Origin of the sequence: Streptacidiphilus sp. EB129, from assembly GCF_041262645.1 — a bacterium.
Classification (GTDB): Bacteria; Actinomycetota; Actinomycetes; order Streptomycetales; family Streptomycetaceae; genus Streptacidiphilus.
Genome location: NZ_JBGCCS010000052.1, coordinates 18,836 through 36,429, shown reverse-complemented (window position 1 = coordinate 36,429; position 17,594 = coordinate 18,836). Strand labels below are relative to the sequence as shown.

At 67.6% G+C, this 17,594-nt stretch carries 22 protein-coding genes; 16 read left to right on the top strand and 6 right to left on the bottom strand.

Annotated features, from left to right (window positions below):
• Window positions 1-125: 125 nt before the first annotated feature.
• Complete coding sequence (locus ABH925_RS34560; RefSeq protein WP_370154889.1) at window positions 126-530, bottom strand: hypothetical protein; 405 nt, start codon at window positions 528-530, stop codon at window positions 126-128.
• 68 nt (window positions 531-598) lie between these two features.
• Complete coding sequence (locus ABH925_RS34555; RefSeq protein WP_370154886.1) at window positions 599-1,429, bottom strand: IS5 family transposase; 831 nt, start codon at window positions 1,427-1,429, stop codon at window positions 599-601.
• 130 nt (window positions 1,430-1,559) lie between these two features.
• On the opposite strand from ABH925_RS34555, the gene ABH925_RS34550 reads away from it, so the two are divergent.
• Window positions 1,560-2,129, top strand: coding sequence for a hypothetical protein (locus ABH925_RS34550; RefSeq protein ID WP_370154883.1), 570 nt, complete (start codon window positions 1,560-1,562; stop codon window positions 2,127-2,129).
• Here ABH925_RS34550 and ABH925_RS34545 read toward each other — a convergent pair.
• The gene (locus ABH925_RS34545) at window positions 2,063-3,304 is read right to left on the bottom strand and encodes an IS256 family transposase (RefSeq protein ID WP_370154881.1); all 1,242 of its coding nucleotides are present in this window, start codon (window positions 3,302-3,304) and stop codon (window positions 2,063-2,065) included. The genes ABH925_RS34550 and ABH925_RS34545 overlap by 67 nt on opposite strands.
• Before the next feature lie 182 nt (window positions 3,305-3,486).
• Between ABH925_RS34545 and ABH925_RS34540 the strand changes: the two genes are divergently transcribed.
• The 4 genes from ABH925_RS34540 (at window position 3,487) to ABH925_RS34525 (ending at window position 8,024) form a co-directional block, all read left to right on the top strand.
• Window positions 3,487-4,122, top strand: a complete 636-nt coding sequence (locus ABH925_RS34540) for a hypothetical protein (protein WP_370154876.1) — start codon at window positions 3,487-3,489, stop codon at window positions 4,120-4,122.
• A gap of 133 nt (window positions 4,123-4,255) precedes the next feature.
• Window positions 4,256-5,341 carry a tyrosine-type recombinase/integrase gene (locus ABH925_RS34535; protein ID WP_370154873.1) on the top strand — a complete coding sequence of 362 codons (1,086 nt, stop codon included), beginning with the start codon at window positions 4,256-4,258 and terminating at the stop codon, window positions 5,339-5,341.
• A complete protein-coding gene (locus tag ABH925_RS34530; protein WP_370154870.1) occupies window positions 5,338-5,664 on the top strand; it encodes a helix-turn-helix domain-containing protein in 327 nt (108 codons plus the stop codon). The genes ABH925_RS34535 and ABH925_RS34530 overlap by 4 nt, the downstream gene beginning before the upstream one ends.
• Window positions 5,661-8,024, top strand: coding sequence for an XRE family transcriptional regulator (locus ABH925_RS34525; RefSeq protein WP_370154867.1), 2,364 nt, complete (start codon window positions 5,661-5,663; stop codon window positions 8,022-8,024). Before ABH925_RS34530 ends, ABH925_RS34525 begins: the two co-directional genes overlap by 4 nt.
• 43 nt (window positions 8,025-8,067) lie before the next feature.
• On the opposite strand, the gene ABH925_RS34520 is transcribed toward ABH925_RS34525, so the two are convergent.
• The 3 genes from ABH925_RS34520 to ABH925_RS34510 all read right to left on the bottom strand — a co-directional run bounded on the left by ABH925_RS34520 (window position 8,068) and on the right by ABH925_RS34510 (window position 9,814).
• Entirely contained in the window at window positions 8,068-8,577 is a 510-nt protein-coding gene (locus tag ABH925_RS34520) for an SUKH-4 family immunity protein (protein ID WP_370154864.1), read from the bottom strand.
• Window positions 8,578-8,715: 138 nt separating this feature from the next.
• Window positions 8,716-9,240 (bottom strand): hypothetical protein, encoded by a 525-nt coding sequence (locus ABH925_RS34515; RefSeq protein ID WP_370154861.1) that lies wholly within the window; start codon window positions 9,238-9,240, stop codon window positions 8,716-8,718.
• Window positions 9,241-9,319: 79 nt separating this feature from the next.
• On the bottom strand, window positions 9,320-9,814 hold the full coding sequence (locus ABH925_RS34510) for a hypothetical protein (protein WP_370154858.1): 495 nt from the start codon (window positions 9,812-9,814) through the stop codon (window positions 9,320-9,322).
• A 131-nt stretch (window positions 9,815-9,945) separates the two neighbouring features.
• On the opposite strand from ABH925_RS34510, the gene ABH925_RS34505 reads away from it, so the two are divergent.
• The 11 genes from ABH925_RS34505 to ABH925_RS34455 all read left to right on the top strand — a co-directional run bounded on the left by ABH925_RS34505 (window position 9,946) and on the right by ABH925_RS34455 (window position 17,538).
• On the top strand, window positions 9,946-10,290 hold the full coding sequence (locus tag ABH925_RS34505) for a hypothetical protein (RefSeq protein ID WP_370154855.1): 345 nt from the start codon (window positions 9,946-9,948) through the stop codon (window positions 10,288-10,290).
• A gap of 35 nt (window positions 10,291-10,325) precedes the next feature.
• A complete protein-coding gene (locus ABH925_RS34500; RefSeq protein WP_370154852.1) occupies window positions 10,326-11,363 on the top strand; it encodes a hypothetical protein in 1,038 nt (345 codons plus the stop codon).
• Entirely contained in the window at window positions 11,360-11,821 is a 462-nt protein-coding gene (locus ABH925_RS34495) for a hypothetical protein (RefSeq protein WP_370154849.1), read from the top strand. The genes ABH925_RS34500 and ABH925_RS34495 overlap by 4 nt, the downstream gene beginning before the upstream one ends.
• Before the next feature lie 84 nt (window positions 11,822-11,905).
• Entirely contained in the window at window positions 11,906-12,268 is a 363-nt protein-coding gene (locus tag ABH925_RS34490; protein ID WP_370154846.1) for a hypothetical protein, read from the top strand.
• A 77-nt stretch (window positions 12,269-12,345) separates the two neighbouring features.
• Entirely contained in the window at window positions 12,346-12,633 is a 288-nt protein-coding gene (locus tag ABH925_RS34485; protein WP_370154843.1) for a hypothetical protein, read from the top strand.
• Window positions 12,634-12,693: 60 nt separating this feature from the next.
• Window positions 12,694-13,008: a tyrosine-type recombinase/integrase gene (locus ABH925_RS34480; RefSeq protein ID WP_370154841.1), complete on the top strand. Its 315-nt coding sequence runs from the start codon at window positions 12,694-12,696 to the stop codon at window positions 13,006-13,008.
• Window positions 13,005-13,379 carry a CPCC family cysteine-rich protein gene (locus ABH925_RS34475; protein WP_370154838.1) on the top strand — a complete coding sequence of 125 codons (375 nt, stop codon included), beginning with the start codon at window positions 13,005-13,007 and terminating at the stop codon, window positions 13,377-13,379. The genes ABH925_RS34480 and ABH925_RS34475 overlap by 4 nt, the downstream gene beginning before the upstream one ends.
• Before the next feature lie 160 nt (window positions 13,380-13,539).
• A complete protein-coding gene (locus ABH925_RS34470; RefSeq protein WP_370154835.1) occupies window positions 13,540-13,704 on the top strand; it encodes an ATP-binding protein in 165 nt (54 codons plus the stop codon).
• A gap of 171 nt (window positions 13,705-13,875) precedes the next feature.
• The gene (locus tag ABH925_RS34465) at window positions 13,876-14,907 is read left to right on the top strand and encodes a site-specific integrase (RefSeq protein ID WP_370154832.1); all 1,032 of its coding nucleotides are present in this window, start codon (window positions 13,876-13,878) and stop codon (window positions 14,905-14,907) included.
• The gene (locus ABH925_RS34460; protein WP_370154829.1) at window positions 14,904-17,153 is read left to right on the top strand and encodes a tyrosine-type recombinase/integrase; all 2,250 of its coding nucleotides are present in this window, start codon (window positions 14,904-14,906) and stop codon (window positions 17,151-17,153) included. The genes ABH925_RS34465 and ABH925_RS34460 overlap by 4 nt, the downstream gene beginning before the upstream one ends.
• Window positions 17,143-17,538: a DUF6262 family protein gene (locus ABH925_RS34455; protein WP_370154826.1), complete on the top strand. Its 396-nt coding sequence runs from the start codon at window positions 17,143-17,145 to the stop codon at window positions 17,536-17,538. The genes ABH925_RS34460 and ABH925_RS34455 overlap by 11 nt, the downstream gene beginning before the upstream one ends.
• Window positions 17,539-17,594 lie beyond the last annotated feature (56 nt).

Below are 17,594 nucleotides of genomic sequence, written 5' to 3'. Positions count from 1 at the left end.
CGAAGGATGGATGTTGTTCATCTATCGGGCATAGCGTAATCAAAGCGACGCGACCATAAGCCATTTATGGGATCAGAGATACCAAAACGCCCACTCAGAGGACGGTACGTGACCTGATGTCCGTTTCATCGTTGCGGTTGGGTGAGTGGGCCGGTCGCGGGTTGCCGGGCGGTTACGGTCGCGCCCTGGTGAACAGTCCCGGCTCGGTCTCGGCCAGGATTCCGCCCGGTCAGGCGCTTCAGTTTGATGCGGACGTTGTTGATGTTGTTCGGCATGAGATCCAGGTCCATTGCCTCGCACACGTTCCTCGCCCGCAGCGGGGTGTCGGCTTCGGCGAACACGGCCATGATCTGCTGGTATGCGGGGCCATCCGGCAGGGCCGGAGTCGGTGTGGCCTGCGCCGGAGGCGTTTCGTCGGACAGTTCCAGGAGTGTCTTGCGGGTGATCGTGATGTGCTCGGCGGCCTGGGCAAGTCCGTCCAGCAGCGCGGTCAGCTGCGCGATCTGCTCGTGAGCGACCTCCGCTTCCACAGCGATCTGCCGCTCTCGGACCTCCAGACGGGCCAGCAGGGCACCGAGGGTCTGCTGTGGGTCGCCGCTCACGCGCCGCGCCAGGACGGGGTGGAGGCGCCGGTCAGTCGACGGGCCATCACATCGCTTATCGCCCAGTACACCCGGGACTCGGAACTGGCCGGGCGGTGCTCGTAGTCGCGGACCAGCCTGCGGTGCAGCATCAAGATCCCGTTGGTCTGCTCCACCCTCCAGCGGATCGGCTGCGGGACGAAGCCGCGGTCGACCGGGTTGCGCTCGACGATCTCCACCGCGATGCCCAGGCCGGCGCCGTGGTCGACCACCGTCTTCTTGAACCCCTGGTCCACCAGCGCCTTCGTCACCGTGGGGGTCCCGGCGGCGACCTTGTCCAACAATGCGGTGCCAAAGGCGTTGTCGTGCACGGAGGCGGCCAGCACCACCACAGCGATCACCAGGCCCAGCACGTCAACAGCCAGCCCTCGCTTGCGGCCCGGCACCTCCTTGGCGGCGTCCCGTCCGGTCGTGGCCGCGGGTACCCCGGCGGCGGCATGCAGGCTCTGGGTGTCGAGTACCACCAGGCGCGGGTCGGCTAATCGTCCCCGGCTCTCGCGCACCTGCCAGCGCAGCAAGTCATGGATGACCTCGTCGGTACCGTCGTCGCGCCATTTGTAGAAGTAGTACTTCACCGCGCCAGGCGGTGGCAGGTCGTGGGGCAGGTAGTCCCATTGGCAGCCGGTCCGGGACTGGTACAGGAGCGCGTTGACGATCTCTCGCATCTCGTAGTTGCCCTGGTGGCCGCTGACGGACGGGTGCTTCGCCTTCCACGCAGTGGTCACCGGCTCGATCAGCGCCCAGCGTTCGTCGGATAAGTCGCTCTTGTAGGGCTTGCGGTCGCTCACCCCGTCACTCCAGCACGGCCAAGCCCGTCGACCGGCCGGGAGTCCCCACAGTCACACGATCAGGCGACACCGAAACGGACATCAGGTCACGTACCGTCCTCTCAGCTCGACGGCGTGCTCGTTCCTCCCGATGCCCAGCCCGGACAGCCCCGTCGTGCTGGCCCGGCGGATCAGCTCCGGCAACCGCCACCCGAACAGCCGTTACCGCGATCCAACCTGGTCTCTCGCCCCGTTGATCGACAATCCCGGTGCCAGCCTGGTGTCCATCCACTGGAAGAACAGCCCCGAGGGGATGCGCGATCAGCTGAAGCAGACCGCCTGGGCGTTGATCAACGGCGAGCTTCGTCCGACCTACCTGCAGTCACGAGGAGTCGCGGCCCGCTCCCGGGCATCGGCCTCAGAGCTGGTTGAAACCTGCCGCCAGTGGATGGCCATGGCCCAATGGCTGGCCGAACTTGGCATCCACAGCCTGTCTGAGTGCGGCCCGGTCGACTTCGCCGCCTACGCCGCTCACCGCGGCGGTGAGGGCGCCGACCGGAGCTACATGGAGCGGTTCCTGGACCGACTGACCGACCTCTGGGCATTCGATCAGCTCACCGCACGCGATGGCGTCCCTTGTGGTGGTGTAGCCGATCAATGGGATGGCGCGTTGGTGGTGTTGGGTAGCGCGGGGGCTTGTTCGGGGAGCTCAGTGGGGTAGATCTGGTCCATGCTTCCCTCGGGCAAGTAGCGGCGCGGGAAGGCGATCCACTCGTCGTGGAGCTCGAACAGCACCGCGGTGACCAGTCGCAGTAGGGCGTCGTCGTTGGGGAAGACCTGGACGACGTCGGTGCGGCGTTTGACCTCGCGGTTGATGCGTTCGAGCGGGTTGGTCGACTGGATCTTCTTCCAATGTCGCTCGGGGAAGGCGGCGAAGGCGGTCAGGTCGTCCTTGGCCTCCAGCAGCATCTCCTTGACCTTCGGGAACTGCTTGCCGAGCATGTCGGCGACGGTGTCGAGCTGGGTGCGGACCGCGTCGGCCGTGGGCTGGGCGAAGACCGTGCGGATCGTCGCGGCCACCATCTCCGCCGCATCCTTGCTGATCACGCTGAAGGTATTGCCCAGGAAGTGAACCCGGCAGCGCTGGTAGGCGGCCCCGAGCATGACCTTCCGGATGGCACTGACCAGCCCCAGGTGGTGGTCGCCGATCACGAGCCGGACCCCGGCCAGGCCGCGTTCGCGCAAGGAGCGCAGGAACTCGCCCCAGAACACCTCGCTCTCGCTGTCGCCGACCATCACGCCCAGCACTTCGCGGCCGCCGTCCTCGGTGATACCGGTGGCGATCACCACGGCCCGGGAGACGATCTGGTGCTCGACCCTGGCCTTGCAGTAGGTCGCGTCCAGATAGACGTAGGGAAAGCGGACGTGGTCCAGCGACCGGCCGCGGAAAGCGGTCAGCTGGCCGTCCAGGTCCTGGCAGATCCGCGAGACCTCGCTTTTGGAGATCCCGCTGTCCGAGCCCAGGGCCTTGACCAGGTCGTCGACCGACCGGGTGGACACGCCGTGGACGTAGGCCTCCATGATGACGGCGTACAGGGCCTGGTCGATGCGGCGCCGACGCTCCAGCAGCGCGGGGAAGAAGCTTCCCGACCGCAGCTTGGGGATGCCCAGGTCCAGGTCGCCGGCCTGGGTGGTCAGCGTCTTGTCGCGGTGCCCGTTGCGCAGCGCGGTGCGTGTGTCGGTGTGCTCGTTCCACTCAGCGCCGATCCGGGCCGTGGCCTCGGCCTCGATCAGCTCCTGGAGCATGCGCTCGGCCACCGACCGGACGAGTTCGAGCCCATCCGCCGAACGTAGTGACTCCAACAACCGGAGTAGGTCATGCTGAGACAGGGCCACCCTGCACCTCCCTAGTTGAACTGGCCGTTCACTACGGAGAGTTGCACGGTGGCCCGCCCTGCGGGCAGGGAGCGGAAGCCACCCGGGCACGCGCCCCCGGCGCACCACCTAACGCTGATCGGCTACACCACGACAAGGGACGCGATCCCGCACGCCCGGTCGGGGTCGCCGAGCCTCCTTGGGTGAGCGAGGGCATCGACGACTACCTGCCCGCCGAAAAGGGCGAGGGCGGTGGAGAGAACTTGACCGAGCCGCTGGATCCGCAGGTGATCGGGCCGCTACTGGTCTGGGCGATCCGGCTGGTCGAGGACTTCGCGGACGACATTCTGGCGGCATGGACCGAAAGGCGCCGCATGAGTGACCTCGCCGCCGTGTTCCGCGGCAGCGCAGAGGGGCGGGCCGCTCTGGAGGCATATGTGCTGCCGCTTGTCCGCTCCGGCGCTCCCTTGCCGACGACTGAGAACCAAGGATCCCCCAGCCTCGCCAGGATCTTCATTGCCGCTACGACCGGGGCGAGCCTTTCCCAAGTCGATCATTTCGGAAGTCGGTACGGTCTCGGCTCAGTGCTCGCCGAACGGCACGAGCCTGCTCGGCTGCCCGTCGAGGTGACCGGGCTGCTCGACGGGCGGCGATGGCGCGAGTTCATCGGCTTCGACGAGGCTGGCGAGTTGATCCGGCACCTGGGCACCGCCGCAGCGCTCATCTGCCTGTATTTGACCGGTATGCGCCCACAGGAGAAAGGGGCGGAGTTGCGTTTGATGCAACATTCAACAGGGCGGGCGGACAGCATATTCGCAGGTCGGAGGGGTCAACTTTGAGGCCGCCAACCCAGTGACCATTGATCTGCCAGCGCCTCTTGCGCTCGACCGACACCATCCCAACAATGTTGCATCTAACGCAACGGAGGCTGGAGTGGCTAGAGCGGCTGATTTGGCGGGTGCGGCACACCTGATGCTCGTGGACGGGGTCTCCTATCTGGACCCCGAGCCGGCGGTGTTCGAGGCGATGCTGGAGGGGTGGACCAAGCAGCAGCGGAGCCGCTTCCTGAACTGGGACGGGACCATCAAGCCCCGGCTGTCGCTGGTCCGCCGGTTCGCCGAGTTCACCAATCAGTACCCATGGCAGTGGCAGCCGGCCGAGGTCGAGGCGTTCATCGACCACCTGCGCGCGAAGACGCCGACGTTCACGGTCTCGAGCGGCCGCGGCTACCAGAACCACCTGCGGCTGTTCTGCGAGTACATCACCGACGCGCGCTACGGCTGGATGAACGTCTGCCAGGAGCGCTTCGGCCAGGTGCCGATGCAGATCCTGCACGAGTGGAACACCGTCACCCACGTCAGCGAGTACGAGGGCGACCCGAGTCGACGACCGCTGACCTACGACGAGATCCAGGCCCTGTTCGACGCCGCCGACGGGCGCGTCGAGGAGATCCGCAAGCTCGGCCGCAAGGGCGCGCTGACCGCGATGCGGGACTCGGCCCTGCTCAAGACCTACTACGCCTACGGCATGCGCCGCCGGGAGAACGTCCACCTCGACGTCGCCGACCTGCGGCGCAACCCGAAGGCGCCGCAGTACAAGCGCCACGGGGCGATGTTCGTCCGCTATGGCAAGTCCTCGAAGGGAAGCCCGCCCAAGCGCCGCACCATCTTCACGGTCCCGGAGATGGACTGGATCGTCGACGTCCTGGACCACTACCTGACCGAGGTCCGGCCCCGGTTCGGCGCCGGGAAGCACCCGGCGATCTGGGTCACCGAACGCAGCGGGCGCCTGTCGCGCCGGTCGGCGAATGAAGCCTTCGACGCTGCCCGGAAGGCCGCTGACCTGCCAGAAGAGCTGAAAATGCACTGCCTGAGGCACTCCTACATCACGCACCTAGTCGAGTTCGACTACCCGGAGCGGTTCGTCCAAGATCAAGCCGGACACGGCTACGCGAGCACCACGGCCATCTACACCGGCGTCTCGGACGAGTACCGTAACCGGCTGCTGCAGCGGAAGTTGACCCAGCGTTACCCGGGCATCTGGGAGGACCCCAAGTGATCAAGAAGATGGGCTACCGCTGGAACCTGCGCAAACTCATGGCCGACCAGGACATGTTCCAGACCACCGACCTGGTGCCGCTGCTGGCCGAGCGGGGTGTCGTCCTGTCCCGCGAGCAGGTCTTCCGCCTGGTCACCCAGCCCCCGCAGCGCCTGTCGATGGACGTGCTGGCGGCTCTGTGCGACATCCTCGCCTGCCAGCCGAACGACCTGATCGAGGTCCAGGCCGTCAACGAGGAAGTCCGCAAGACCGCCGGCGGCGAGACCCTCGGTCCACTGCCGGCCGTGCGGCGAACCGCCATCCGGCGCCCGGAGGGCCTGTGAGCGCGCCCTCGCCGACCGCACCGTCGACCGTCGCCCGGCTCGCGGCCCAGGCCGCGCGACTCGAAGCCGCGACTGCCGCGGCCACCACTCAGCTCGTCACGGCTCTACCGGGTCTCGGTACCGAGGAGGCCACGGCAGCGCTGGTGGTCGCAGTGCCGATCCCCGTGCGCGGAACGGCCCGCTTCCTGGAGGAACTCGCCGAGCACCTGGCCACACACCCCCAGGCCCTGACCTCGGGGAGTTCACTTTGCCCACCGGTCCTGCTGCGACTGGCCCAGGTGCTGCACGAGAGCGGCCACCCGGTGGTCCGCCCCAGCTGTGCGCACTGCCGCACGGTGCGGGCCGACCTTCGGCAGCTGCGGCCCGAAGGGCGGCTCTGCGCGACCTGCGACGCCAAGAGCCGCCGCGCGACCTGCGCGCGCTGCCACCGCGAGGGCGTGCACATCACCGCCCGCCGCCAAGAGGGCGGCATCTGCTCGGCGTGCTACCAAAAGGATCCCGCCCGGCGGGAGGAATGCGCCGAGTGCGGCGAACTTCAGAACCCCGTGGTCCGCCGGGACGACGGCCGAGGGCTGTGCAAGAGCTGCTGGAAACGTCCAACGCACACCTGCGTGACCTGCGGCAAGAGCGCGGTTGCCGCGCTGATCGACGCCGACGGCGCGGTCTGTCACCTCTGCTACAACCGCCATCGACGGCCCCGGCGGCCCTGCGGCCGATGCGGCGAGCTCAAGCGGATCGCCTGCAACGCACGCGACGGGCAACCCGACCTCTGCGACGGCTGCTACCGCGGCCCCGAGAACATCTGCTCCGTCTGCGGACGCCTCCGCCCCAGCGCCAGCAACAAGCACGGCCAGCCGATGTGCGGGACCTGCTACGCGCGCCACCGGACCGGCGAACCGTGCGCCCGCTGCAGCCGGACGAAGCCGATCACCACCCGATGGCCGATGGGACCGGTCTGCAACAGCTGCTACACGGCGGTCCTGCGGTCGCCGGCCGCGTGCTCGCGGTGCGGCACCGACCAGCCCCTGATCGCAAGAGACGCGCACGGCAGCGGCGTCTGCGGTCCGTGCGTCGGCTTCGATGCCGACTACACGTGCGCCCAGTGCGACCGGACTGGCAACCCCCACAGCCATGGCCGGTGCGCGTTCTGCGTGCTCGCTGAGCGGGTCGACCTCCTGCTTGCCGGGGCCGATGGCACCGTCGCCCCGCAACTGGAGCCGCTTGCCGCCGCGCTGGCGGCCGTTCCGGCGCCGTTTCAGGCCATCCAGTGGATCCGGGAGAGCCCGAACAGCAGTCTTCTCGCCCGACTCGCAGCCGAGGACCGCCCGCTCAGCCACGAACTGCTCGACGAGTTGCCGCCGAGTCGCAACCAGCGCTATATCCGTCAACTCCTCGTCCACACAGGCATATTGGAAGCTCGGAACGAAGACCTCGAACGGATCCCCGGCTGGCTGGAGCACGAACTGGCCGACAAGCCGGTGGCCCACGCGAACCTCGCCCGACCGTTCCTGCACTGGTTCCTGCTGCGACGCGCCCGTCAGCGCGCGGCCGTCCGCCGCTACCCGGCATCCGCCGACCGCGACCTCAGGCGGCGCGTCAGCGTCGCCCTGGAACTGCTGGCCTGGATCGACCAACGAGAACTGACGCTCGAAGATCTCACCCAGGAGCACATCGACGACTGGATCACCGGTGGCACCAGCCAACGCCGCTACCTGGTCCGCTACTTCCTGAACTGGACCACGAGCCGTCAGCTCACCCGCAAGCTCACCGTCCCCTCCATCCCGCAGCAGGAACCCCAGACCCTGCTCGACGAGGACGACCGCTGGGAACTCCTCCAGCGCTGCCTCGCCGACGACGCGCTGCCCCTGGTCGTCCGGGCCGCCGGCGCGATCACCTTGCTCTTCGGCCCGTCGACCGAACGCCTCTGCAACCTCACGCCGGCCCACCTGCAACGTGGCGACCAGCACACCCACCTCATGCTCGGCCGCCACCCGGTCCTGCTGCCCCCACGACTGGCCGGGCTGCTGCAACAGCTGGCCGACGAACCACAGTCCGTCCCCCGAGCGCTGTTCACCCAGGCCACTCCGGGTCCACCACTGCTGTTCGCGGGTCTGGTCCCGGGGAAGCCGATCTCGACGCACGCCATGACACAGAAGCTGAACCGGCACGGGATCTCGGTCCGCGCGGCCCGCAACTCCGCCCTCGCCGCCCTCGCCACCGACCTCCCCAGCCCCATCCTCGCCGACCTGACCGGCATGCACCGCCACACCGCCATCCGCTGGGTCACCTACGCCCAACGCGACTGGGCCGAGTACCTCGCGGCACGCGCCGAGGAACAAGGTCGGGGGGTTCACGAGTAGGGCTGATCAAGGCCGGGAGGCACCGCCAGAGATCGCTGCCAGATCACGCATCCCAGTCCGCGCAGTCCCCGATCGCCACGTCGTCGCAGAACGTCTCCCAGAATCCGTTGTGCACGAGGGCGGTCTCGTCGATGCCAGAGATGAGATCGCGAAGCTCGTCCGCTACCTCCTCGTACCTGTCCTCGTCGCCGTCCGCGTAGAACGGGAAGCGTGCGATCACGGCCGCAACGCATCGGTTGAAGGAGCCGAGGTCGCTGTTCACGTGACTGGCCGTCGCTGACTCGATCTTGGGAATCTGCACCACGTGATCAGTGGCCACGTCCACGGCGATGCGGCCGAAAAGACCACTCGTCGCGATGGCGACCAGCCCCCGCTCACCGATCCCTCCGAGGAACACCGGCTCACTCAGCGCCTGGTACTCGTATCCGATCAACCCGCCTGGGACGCCAGTCTCACCGAGATCGACAGCAATCTGGGCGGGGACCCCGGGTGGAGCCTCGATGCGGGTCAGGACGAACTCGGGCTTCGGCAACTGCGGCAGGGGCTGGCTCACGGGAAGATCTTCTCCCGATGGACCGCCCCGGCAACACCCGTAGGCCCGCGAGACGAGCGACTCATGTCGGGCGGCCGGCCCTGACAGCCCCCCAATTAAGTTCAGCAACGCCGGGCTTGTCGACGACAGGCACGCCGCTCAGCCCTTGATCAGCGGGTCGTAGGGCTCATCCTCCGGCGTGAAGATCAGGATGAAGTCCTTGCCTGCCTCGGTCGCGACCTCGCGCAGGCGGGCCAGGACGTCGGTCTCAGTGGGAAGGTCAAGGCCGAGAGCAGCGGCTGCTCGGTCCCGCCGAGCTGCCAGGTCGGGCATGTCCTCCATGTACTCGGCGGCCAGCTCACCGCTCTCCTCGGCAGTGAACTCTCGGCAGTCGCGCCACCAGGGCGCGACCAGGAGGAGCCGCAGGAGTTCCGGCAGGCCGATGGCGACCAGCGCCGCGCCACCTTCGGAATCCGCGTACAGGACCGGACGTTCCTCCCCGCCATCGCCACAGAAGAAGTACGTGCCCCCTGCTCCATCACCCGCGAAGCCCTCCAGAGCCGCGCCCGACGCGAGGTGAACGTCCTCGCCATGGTCTCCCCGGTCGAGGTCAAAGTCGCCCGGCCAGGCAAGGAGGCGGGAAGCGTCGGCGTGTTCGTAGATGGCGGTGATCAGCGATTGCATGCGCCGCACCTTAGCGACCGGGAACGACATGCACGCGCTCACCGGCAACGCACCGGTCGGGAATGCATGGCGGTGAGGGTCAGGACAGCAAGCGGATGTTGGGGGACTGCGCGCTGGTGGCGAGGGGGTGAGCACAGTGGGTACACGTTTGGCTCACGGGGCGAACCATGTTGCTCTGGATGCTGAAGGCTTCGGCCTGCTGTGATTGCGGGCAGCGGTATCCCAGGTACAGCCGGACCCATGGCGCGCGCGTCAGCGCGGCCGCTGGCTGGTCCCGCTTGATGTCGTGGAACGGTGCCCACCAATAGTCGACGACAGCCCGGAGCACCGCCCGCTCCCGCTCGTCGGTGACGTCGAAGGCGGCAACACGAGCCGCAGCCGGATGCTCCGCCCTCTGACTACCTGAACAAACCGCGCATTCCTCGCCATAACGGAAGTGAGTAGTGCGCCCCGTGCGCTCACAGGTGAAGCAGTCCAAGCTCAGGTCCAGCTTCTTCTGCCAGTGGAGGTTGTGGAAGACCTCACCTCGGGGTGGCACTGTCAGTTCGGCGGTGATCTCAACGGTTCGCAGCACTGTGTGATCCTCGCAGATGGACGCTTGAGGGGGGCCGAGGCATCATTCCGGTCATCGCCCAACGGATCATCATCGCGGAGCGGTACGGGCAGGCTCTGTCCGGCGGATCAAGGCCGCATAGGCTCCAGGGCATGCACAGCACCCTGACGGAGCACGCCCGGTGTCTCTACGGAGACGAGTACCGACCTACGCCGAAGTGCGACGGCGACCACCGGGAGCACTACTTCGTCGAAGAGCTGACCTTCGCTGGTGCAGATTCGATCCTCGCCATGCTGCGTGCGCTGAGCCCGCACGTGGTCGACGGCTATCTGCCGGTCTGGGTTCGCAACCTGGCCTACCGTCTGGTGCTCCTGCAGCGGCCGGACGAGCCGGCGCTGTTGCGAGAGGCCGCCGAAAACCTCTGGATGCATGGACCGGACTGGGACGACATCGCGACAGACCTGAAGCGGCGGGCCGACTCGCTGGAAGCGGGCTGAGCTGAACGGGCGCTGGCCAGGATCATGTGGGAGAGGTGGGAATAGTGCACAGTCGGAATAACCCCCTCCCGCCAGTACTGATGGAGCTTCGCATCGGCTGCCGACGACCGCCCGAAGAGTCCGTCCCGGGCCTGACCCGCTACCGAATCGCAAGCAAGATCGTCAAAGGGCAGCCGCTGGGCGGCACCGACGACGAGTGGGTCGTCATCGATCCGGTCTATCGGGCGATCGAGCTCCTCGAGCAGTTGCACGACGCCCCGGACGAGGGGTCCCTGCTGATCGGCAGGTTCTCGTTCAACGTCCGCTTCAAGTGGTTCAAGAACTGGGCCAACTCCGAGGCCGGCCTGCGACTTGGCCTGCTGCCGATCCCCGAGGGACCCGTCAATCTGCGGATGCTGCGGCGGTCTTTGTCCCTGGAAATGGCCTACCGGCCCGGCGGCGTCCTGGCCACCAAGATCCACATGAAACATATCGCCGTGGCCACAACGGAAGGCTATGCCTCCCGCCCCGGAGGGGCCCAGGCCGAGCTGTTGGCCGAGGTCAACAAGCACGAGAGCGAGCGCAATCTCCAGCTGGTGCTGGAGGAGTTCCGAAACTACCAGGAGGGCATCCTGCCTGCCGGTCCCGGCGCCCGCAGCCTCACCGAGTTCTTCGCCGGCATCGACGCCCAGCTCGATGCGGCCTCGGCGGCGGCCCCGAAAACCCAGCGCAACGACCGAGACGTCCTGAACCTCCTGACCAAACGCGCCAAGGTCCTGCACCTCGGGCCGGCGAACTACTGCTGGTTCACCGACCCCTCGCGGGCACTCTGCCTCAAACTCGCTGGCACCCCTACTGCGGACCGTCCGCTGATCGGGATGTGTGACTCCGCTCGGTGCCCGCAGGCCACACACCACCCCGGGCACCGGCCCGTCTGGGCCGAGCATGCCGACAGAACAAAGGTCTTCATCGGCCAGCTCGGCACCACCCGTAAGACCGAACGCACCCGGCTCCAGGCCGACCTCGACCGAGCCCTCCGGGTCGTCGCCGAGATCGACGCTGCCAGCGACACCAGGAACGAGGAGTCCTCTTGAGAATCTCCGCTGCCCAGCGCATCGAGAACGAGAACCGCATCCGAGCCGCCATGGACCGGCTCCTGCGCGGAGAGATCCCGCCCGGCGGCAAGTGCGACATCAAGACCCTCGCTCGCGAGGCCGCCGTCGACCGCACCGCCTTCTACGGCGCCCGCCCCTATGCCCACCTCCGCACCGAGTTCGAGCGCCGCCTCCAGAGGCTGCAGGAAGCAGGGCAGATTCCCGACCCTCGTGAAGCCCAGATCGAGCGGCTCAAAGTTGAGGTCGCCACTCTGAAAGAACGGCTGGCCCGCGCCGAGGACATGAATGAAGAACTCAGCGAGTTCCGCGCCCAGGCCCTGGCCCGGCTCGCCGCCCAGCACGAAGAGATCCTGCACCTCCGCGGGTCAGTGGCGGCGGCCAGTCTCGTGACTCACCTCCCGACGGTCCGAACCACAACGATCGGATCCTGCAGTTAGGCAACCGCCCTGACCCTCCGGCACCGCCAGCAGCGGATGCGATGATCAGTGGAATGGTCGGGACCGGCGAACGCGAGGAACCTGATGAACACACCCGAACCGCTGACCGACGAAGAACTCGCCGAAATCGAGGAACTCGCCGAGGCCGCGACCCCCGGCCCCTGGCACATCCGTCACCTCGACGACGACTTCGCTATGAACCTCGTCGCGGTCAGCACCGTTCCCGACACCGGGCTCGGCGAACGCTGGCCGGCCTTCGACCATCACGAGATCGTGGCCGCCACGCTCATCCAGCAGCCGCGCTACGTCGACGTCGCAGACGAACGCTGGGACGAGAACGCCCGGTTCATTGTCAGCGCCCGCCACGACGTCCCTCGGCTGATTGCCGAGATCCGACGCCTCAACCATCTACTCGAAGCCAAGGAACGGGACGCCGGAGCAAGCTGACGCGCACCGCCGATCCACATCGGCGAAGACACTCAGGTCACCAGAGTTCTGAATCAGCCGCCTCCTGGAGAGATCGCATGTTCGACGACATTCACGGCCTCACCCCTGAACGAGCCGCCCGCCTTACCCCTCTGGTCGAGCAGAGCCGTCCCATGCTCGACCAGGAGGAGGGCATGGAGGCCGTCCAACGCTTTCTGCGCGATCAGGAGACCAGCGTCATCGACTCCATCGTCGTCACCCGCGAGTTGCTCGGCGCAGGACCAGGATCCCTTGGGCCAGCGAAGGAGATCGTATTCACCAGCGCCGCCCGGACCACCGAGTTGAAGGAACATCAGCGATTCGTCGAGCGCATCGAGGAGGCATGATCGGAGCGGTTCAAGGCCACCACTCAGAAGTGTGGTCTGCGTCACACCAATGCGTCCGCAATGACACACGACCCGAAGCGAGTACGGCGAACGCCGCCTCCGAGTCTCGCCAGCTCAAAGCCAACACGGACTGATCCGCACACAGCCTCTGCGGACACAAGGCACAGTTGCGCCATGTCGCTGTTGCAGGCCGGAGTGGACACCACCGTCATCGCGCTCTGGCTCGGCCACGCCGGCGTCCGCTCCACCGACGCCTACGTCCACGCCGACATGACGATCAAGGAGAAGGCCCTGGCCCTCACGACGCCAGTGGCCGCCAAGCCGGGCCGATACAGGCCCACCGACAAGGTGCTCGCGTTCCTCGACCGGCTATGACACCTGATCGAAGTCTTCAGGTCCAGCTATGCGACACTCCCCGTGTGATGACGCCCCGAGAACTGCGCGAGGCATGCCCGCCCGGTGGAGGTCCTTACGCCTGCCCCTGTTGCAGACTCCTGACGTTGGATGCCCGTTGCGAGTGGGAGATCTGCTCCGAGTGCGGTTGGGAGGACGACGGACAGGATGACCTGAACGCCGACGAGGTATGGGGCGGCCCGAATGGATCGGAGAGCCTGACCGATGCGCGCAAAAACTACGCTCAGTACAGCGCTGAGGCGAGAGCAGCGGATGAGGATTCACTGGTCAACGGCGGCGAAGGTGCTTGGTGGGCACCTTCGGCGCGAATGATGCGCGACAACGGTCACTGAACCTGAGCACACGCATCTCCCCGCACATGGACGGGTGGAGGCCGCCGCGACTATGTCGAGTATCACGGCCCTCAGCGCCAACTGCAGCCCCGCTCAGGGGCCTCATGCTCGGCATGGTCGCGGTCTCGGCATAGGTCGATCTATGCAGATATCCGCATAGATGGACGAACTGGGCTACCTACCGCTGCCCGAGGACGGGGCATCCGCGTTGTTCCAGGTGATCAACCAGCGGTATCTCAAGTCGAGCACGATCCTGACGACCAACGTCGGCATCGCCGACTGGGCGGGCGCCTTCGGCGACGCCACCGTCGCGGCCGTTATCTAACTGTCCTGGTGGAGAGTCCACGACGTCCGTAACGGATCGGGGATGCGGTCGTTAGCCCAGCTGTGGACTACTTATCCTGCCGTGTCCGCGACGCGGCCCGTGTTCCGAGTCCAGCGGCTGGTGATGCCTTCGGGCACGGAGTCGACGACGGTTCTCGCGGACGGGGTGGTCGTGGAGCCGGTGGACCGGTTTCTGGCGCATCTGACGGCGATCGAGCGCTCCCCGAACACTGTCCGCGCCTACGGGCACGACCTGCGTGACTTCTTCGAGTTCCTCGATCGTCACGGCCTGCGGTGGGACGCAGTCGCGCTGGAGGATCTGGGCCGGTTCGTCACCTGGCTGCGGCTGCCGGAGGGGGCCCGCGACGGGCGGGTGGCGGCACTGCCGTGGGTCGAGTCGAACCTTGCCGCGGCCACGGTCAACCGGAAGCTGTCGGCATTGGCCTCGTTCTACGAGTTCCACCACCGGCACGGAGTCGGGCTCGGAGACTTGCTGACCCGGTGGCGGCCCGGGCGGCGGGGCGGGTCGTGGCAACCGTTCCTGGCGCATCTTGGGGCCCGGCCAGAACGGCACCGCGCGATCTCGCTTCGGGCCGAGCGCCGTCCGCCCCGCGAGTTGGGTCCGGCGGAGATGACGACGCTGATCGACGCCTGCGACCGGCTCCGGGACAAGTTCCTGCTGAGCCTGTTGCGGGGAAGCGGCCTGCGGATCGGCGAGGCCCTGGGGCTGCGGCACGAAGATCTCGACCCGCGACGGAGGCTGGTCGCCGTCCGGCGGCGCGTGAACGTGAACCGGGCACGGGCGAAGACCTGGTCGCGGGAAGTCCCCCTCGACACGCGCCTGTTCCGCCTCTACAGCGACTACCTGCACGAGGAGTACGGTCCGCTGGACTGCGACTACGTCTTCGTCAACCTCTGGGGCTCCCCGGTCGGGGCGCCGATGGGCTACTCGAGCGTCGACCGGCTGGTGCGCCGGCTTCGGGACCGCACCGGCATCGCGTTCTCACCGCACCTGTTCCGCCACAGCTATGCCACCGCACTTCTGCGGCGCGGGGTCGCCGCCGAAGTCGTGCAGCACCTGCTCGGCCATGCGAGCATCAGCACCACCGTTGACACGTACTCCCACCTGGGTATCGAGGATGCCCGTCGCGCCCTCGCCGCGGCAGGGTTCCTGGACGACGCGGCGACGGGGACGTCGACGTGAGGCAGCTGCAACCGGTCCCCTCCCGCGGTCACGCCTTCGGCATCGACCTGGCCACCCGGCTGCGGCCTCAGTTCGCACAGCCAATGATCCTGGTCGATCCCGACGACCCGGTGATCGGCGGGCCCCGGTGCCTGGTTCCGGTCTGCGACCGCCTCGCGGTGATCTTCGGGAAGTGCTCGGCCCACCACCAGCGGTGGATCGATGACGATCGCCCTGCCGACGTCGGGAGCTGGGCCGCGAGCGCACCGGCCAACCGGCGCTGGCTGCAGCAGCCCGCGAAGTGCGCGATTCCCACGTGCCGTCGCAGTCGCCGCGAGCACGGCCTTTGCCATTCCCATGCCGCTCGATGGCACCAGCAGGGCCGGAACGATCTACCGCAGTGGATCGCCGAAGGCGGCGGCCCGGCACTGCCGGTCGGCGCCGACTGCCGCTTCCCGGCCTGCGGGCTTGAGGCTGAGGGCGAGGCCGGTCTGTGCGTCCACCACCGCAACCGGTGGATCCGCGCCGACCGCCCGCCGATCGACGCGTGGCTGCTGGGCTGCGCGACCTTCGGACAGGACCGGTTCGACCTTCGGGCGCTTGCGGAGCCGATGCGGCTGGAGGTCGCCTACGCGATCCAGTGCCGGGTCGACGAGCGCCGCACCATCACCCGGCCCCATTCCATCCGGCGCCTGCTGCGGGCACTGCCCGCCTCGGGTGTCACCTCACTGCTGGAGCGCAGTTCCGAGTCCTGGACGGCCTACCTCGGCTTCTCCAGCGACCGCGGCCACATCGAACGCCGCTTCCTGCTGGACGCGATCGGCTACCTGCAAGACCTTCAGGATCGTGTCGGCTGGGACGCGGAGTTCCTCCGCGACGTCTGGCTTCTGCGCCGTCTGGGCTTCCCTGGCCGTGACGCCCGGTTCGCGTTCACCGGGATCGAGGCGACGTGGCTGCGCGAGTTGACCAAACGCTGGGCGCGCTGGCGGTTGTCCACTGGCATCGCGGTCGCCACCGTCGGCGCCGACATTCGGGCGATCACGTTGTTCGCCCGGTCCTTCCCCTCCCTGCGCGGCGGACCTGAGGCGCTGACCCGCGAGATCATTGAGGTCCACCTGGCGCACCTGGCCGAGCGGTTCCCCAACCCGAAGAGCAGAACCGGCCAGCTCAGCAGCCTGTCAGGGCTCCTTCGCGCGGCACGCCAGCACGGCTGGGAGCCACGCCTCTCACCCCAAGTCGACCTGTTCCCTGAGGACTACCCCCGCTTGATCAAGGGGGCCCCGCGGGCCCTGACGGAGGCGGTGATGTCCCAGCTGGAGCTTCCCGACAACCTCGCGCGATTCGCGGACCCCTGCGGCCGCCTGCTGGCCCAGATCTTGATGGGCACTGGTCTGCGCGTCGGGGACGGCAGCAAGCTGGTGCTGGACTGCATCGTCCGCGACGGCCAGGGAGCTCCTTACCTGCGCTACACCAACCACAAGATGCGCCGCGAGGCGTTCGTGCCCATCGACACCGACCTCACCCAGGCCATCGCGGCCCAGCAGCAGGCAGTGCTCGCCGAGTTCGAGGCGCCGCTCTTCCTGCTGCCCCGCCCGACCCGCAATCCGGAGGGGAAGATCGCCTTCAGCACCGCGACCTTCCGCGGACAGCTGCGGCAGTGGCTGCGGATCTGCGATGTTCGCGACGAGCACGGCCAGCCGGTCCATGCCACCCCGCACCAGTGGCGGCACACCTTCGGCACCCGGCTGATCAACAGCGAAGTCCCGCAGGAGACGGTCCGGCGCCTGCTCGATCACGATTCGCACGCGATGACATCGCATTACGCCCGTCTGTCGGACACGACCATCCGCGAGCAGTGGGAACGCGCGCGGAAGGTCAACATCGCCGGGGAGCAACTGGCCACCGATGCCAGTCCGTTGGCCGACGCGGTCTGGATGAAGAACAACCTCGCCAGGGCGAAGATGGCGCTGCCCAACGGCTACTGCACGCTGCCGCTGCAGCAGAAGTGCGAGTTCGCCAACGCGTGTTTGACCTGCCCGGTCTTCGTCACCACTGCCGAGTTCCTGCCCCAGCACCACCGCCAGCTGGAACAGACCCAGGTCCTGATCGCCCAGGCCGATGCAGGCGGCCAGCAGCGGCTGGCGGAGATGAACCGCACGGTCGAGAGGAATCTCCTCGCCATCATCGACGGCCTGGACAGGCCGGCCTGTTGCAGTGGTGGAGCGTTGTGCTCCTGCTCACGAACGAAGGACCCGCATGCCGGCTGATCACAGGCACCACCTCGCCGAACACGCACGGCGCCGCCACCAGCTGACCCTGGACCGCGCGCGGCAGACGCTCACCGAGATGGCGGACGGCGGCGAACCGGTGACCATGGCACTGGTCGCGCGACGGGCCGGCGTCTCACGGTCCTGGATCTACAGCCAGCCCGAGCTCCGCGACCGGATCCAGCAGCTCCAAAGCCTTCGGACCGGCTCGGATACCGCACGGGACACCGTCACCCGGGCCAGTGACGACTCCCTGCGGCAGCGGCTCGTCCTTGCGCATGAACGGATCAGCCAGCTTCGCGCGGAGAACCACCAACTCCGCGAGGCCCTCGCGCACGCCCACGGTCAGCTCCGGGCGGCCCGTCTTCACACTGCGGAGCCGTAGTTGAGGACAGTGTCCACGACACAAAGTAGCTGATCACAGGGCAAGTTCAGCATTGG

Bases quoted from the DNA above. Each gene is read 5' to 3' on its own strand.
- ABH925_RS34550 (WP_370154883.1), top strand. From the start codon at position 1,560: ATGCCCAGCCCGGACAGCCCCGTCGTGCTGGCCCGGCGGATCAGCTCC.
- ABH925_RS34535 (WP_370154873.1), top strand. From the start codon at position 4,256: ATGCTCGTGGACGGGGTCTCCTATCTGGACCCCGAGCCGGCGGTGTTC.
- ABH925_RS34515 (WP_370154861.1), bottom strand. From the start codon at position 9,240: ATGCAATCGCTGATCACCGCCATCTACGAACACGCCGACGCTTCCCGC.
- ABH925_RS34505 (WP_370154855.1), top strand. From the start codon at position 9,946: ATGCACAGCACCCTGACGGAGCACGCCCGGTGTCTCTACGGAGACGAG.
- ABH925_RS34490 (WP_370154846.1), top strand. From the start codon at position 11,906: ATGAACACACCCGAACCGCTGACCGACGAAGAACTCGCCGAAATCGAG.
- ABH925_RS34485 (WP_370154843.1), top strand. From the start codon at position 12,346: ATGTTCGACGACATTCACGGCCTCACCCCTGAACGAGCCGCCCGCCTT.
- ABH925_RS34480 (WP_370154841.1), top strand. From the start codon at position 12,694: ATGACACACGACCCGAAGCGAGTACGGCGAACGCCGCCTCCGAGTCTC.
- ABH925_RS34475 (WP_370154838.1), top strand. From the start codon at position 13,005: ATGACACCTGATCGAAGTCTTCAGGTCCAGCTATGCGACACTCCCCGT.
- ABH925_RS34470 (WP_370154835.1), top strand. From the start codon at position 13,540: ATGGACGAACTGGGCTACCTACCGCTGCCCGAGGACGGGGCATCCGCG.
- ABH925_RS34455 (WP_370154826.1), top strand. From the start codon at position 17,143: ATGCCGGCTGATCACAGGCACCACCTCGCCGAACACGCACGGCGCCGC.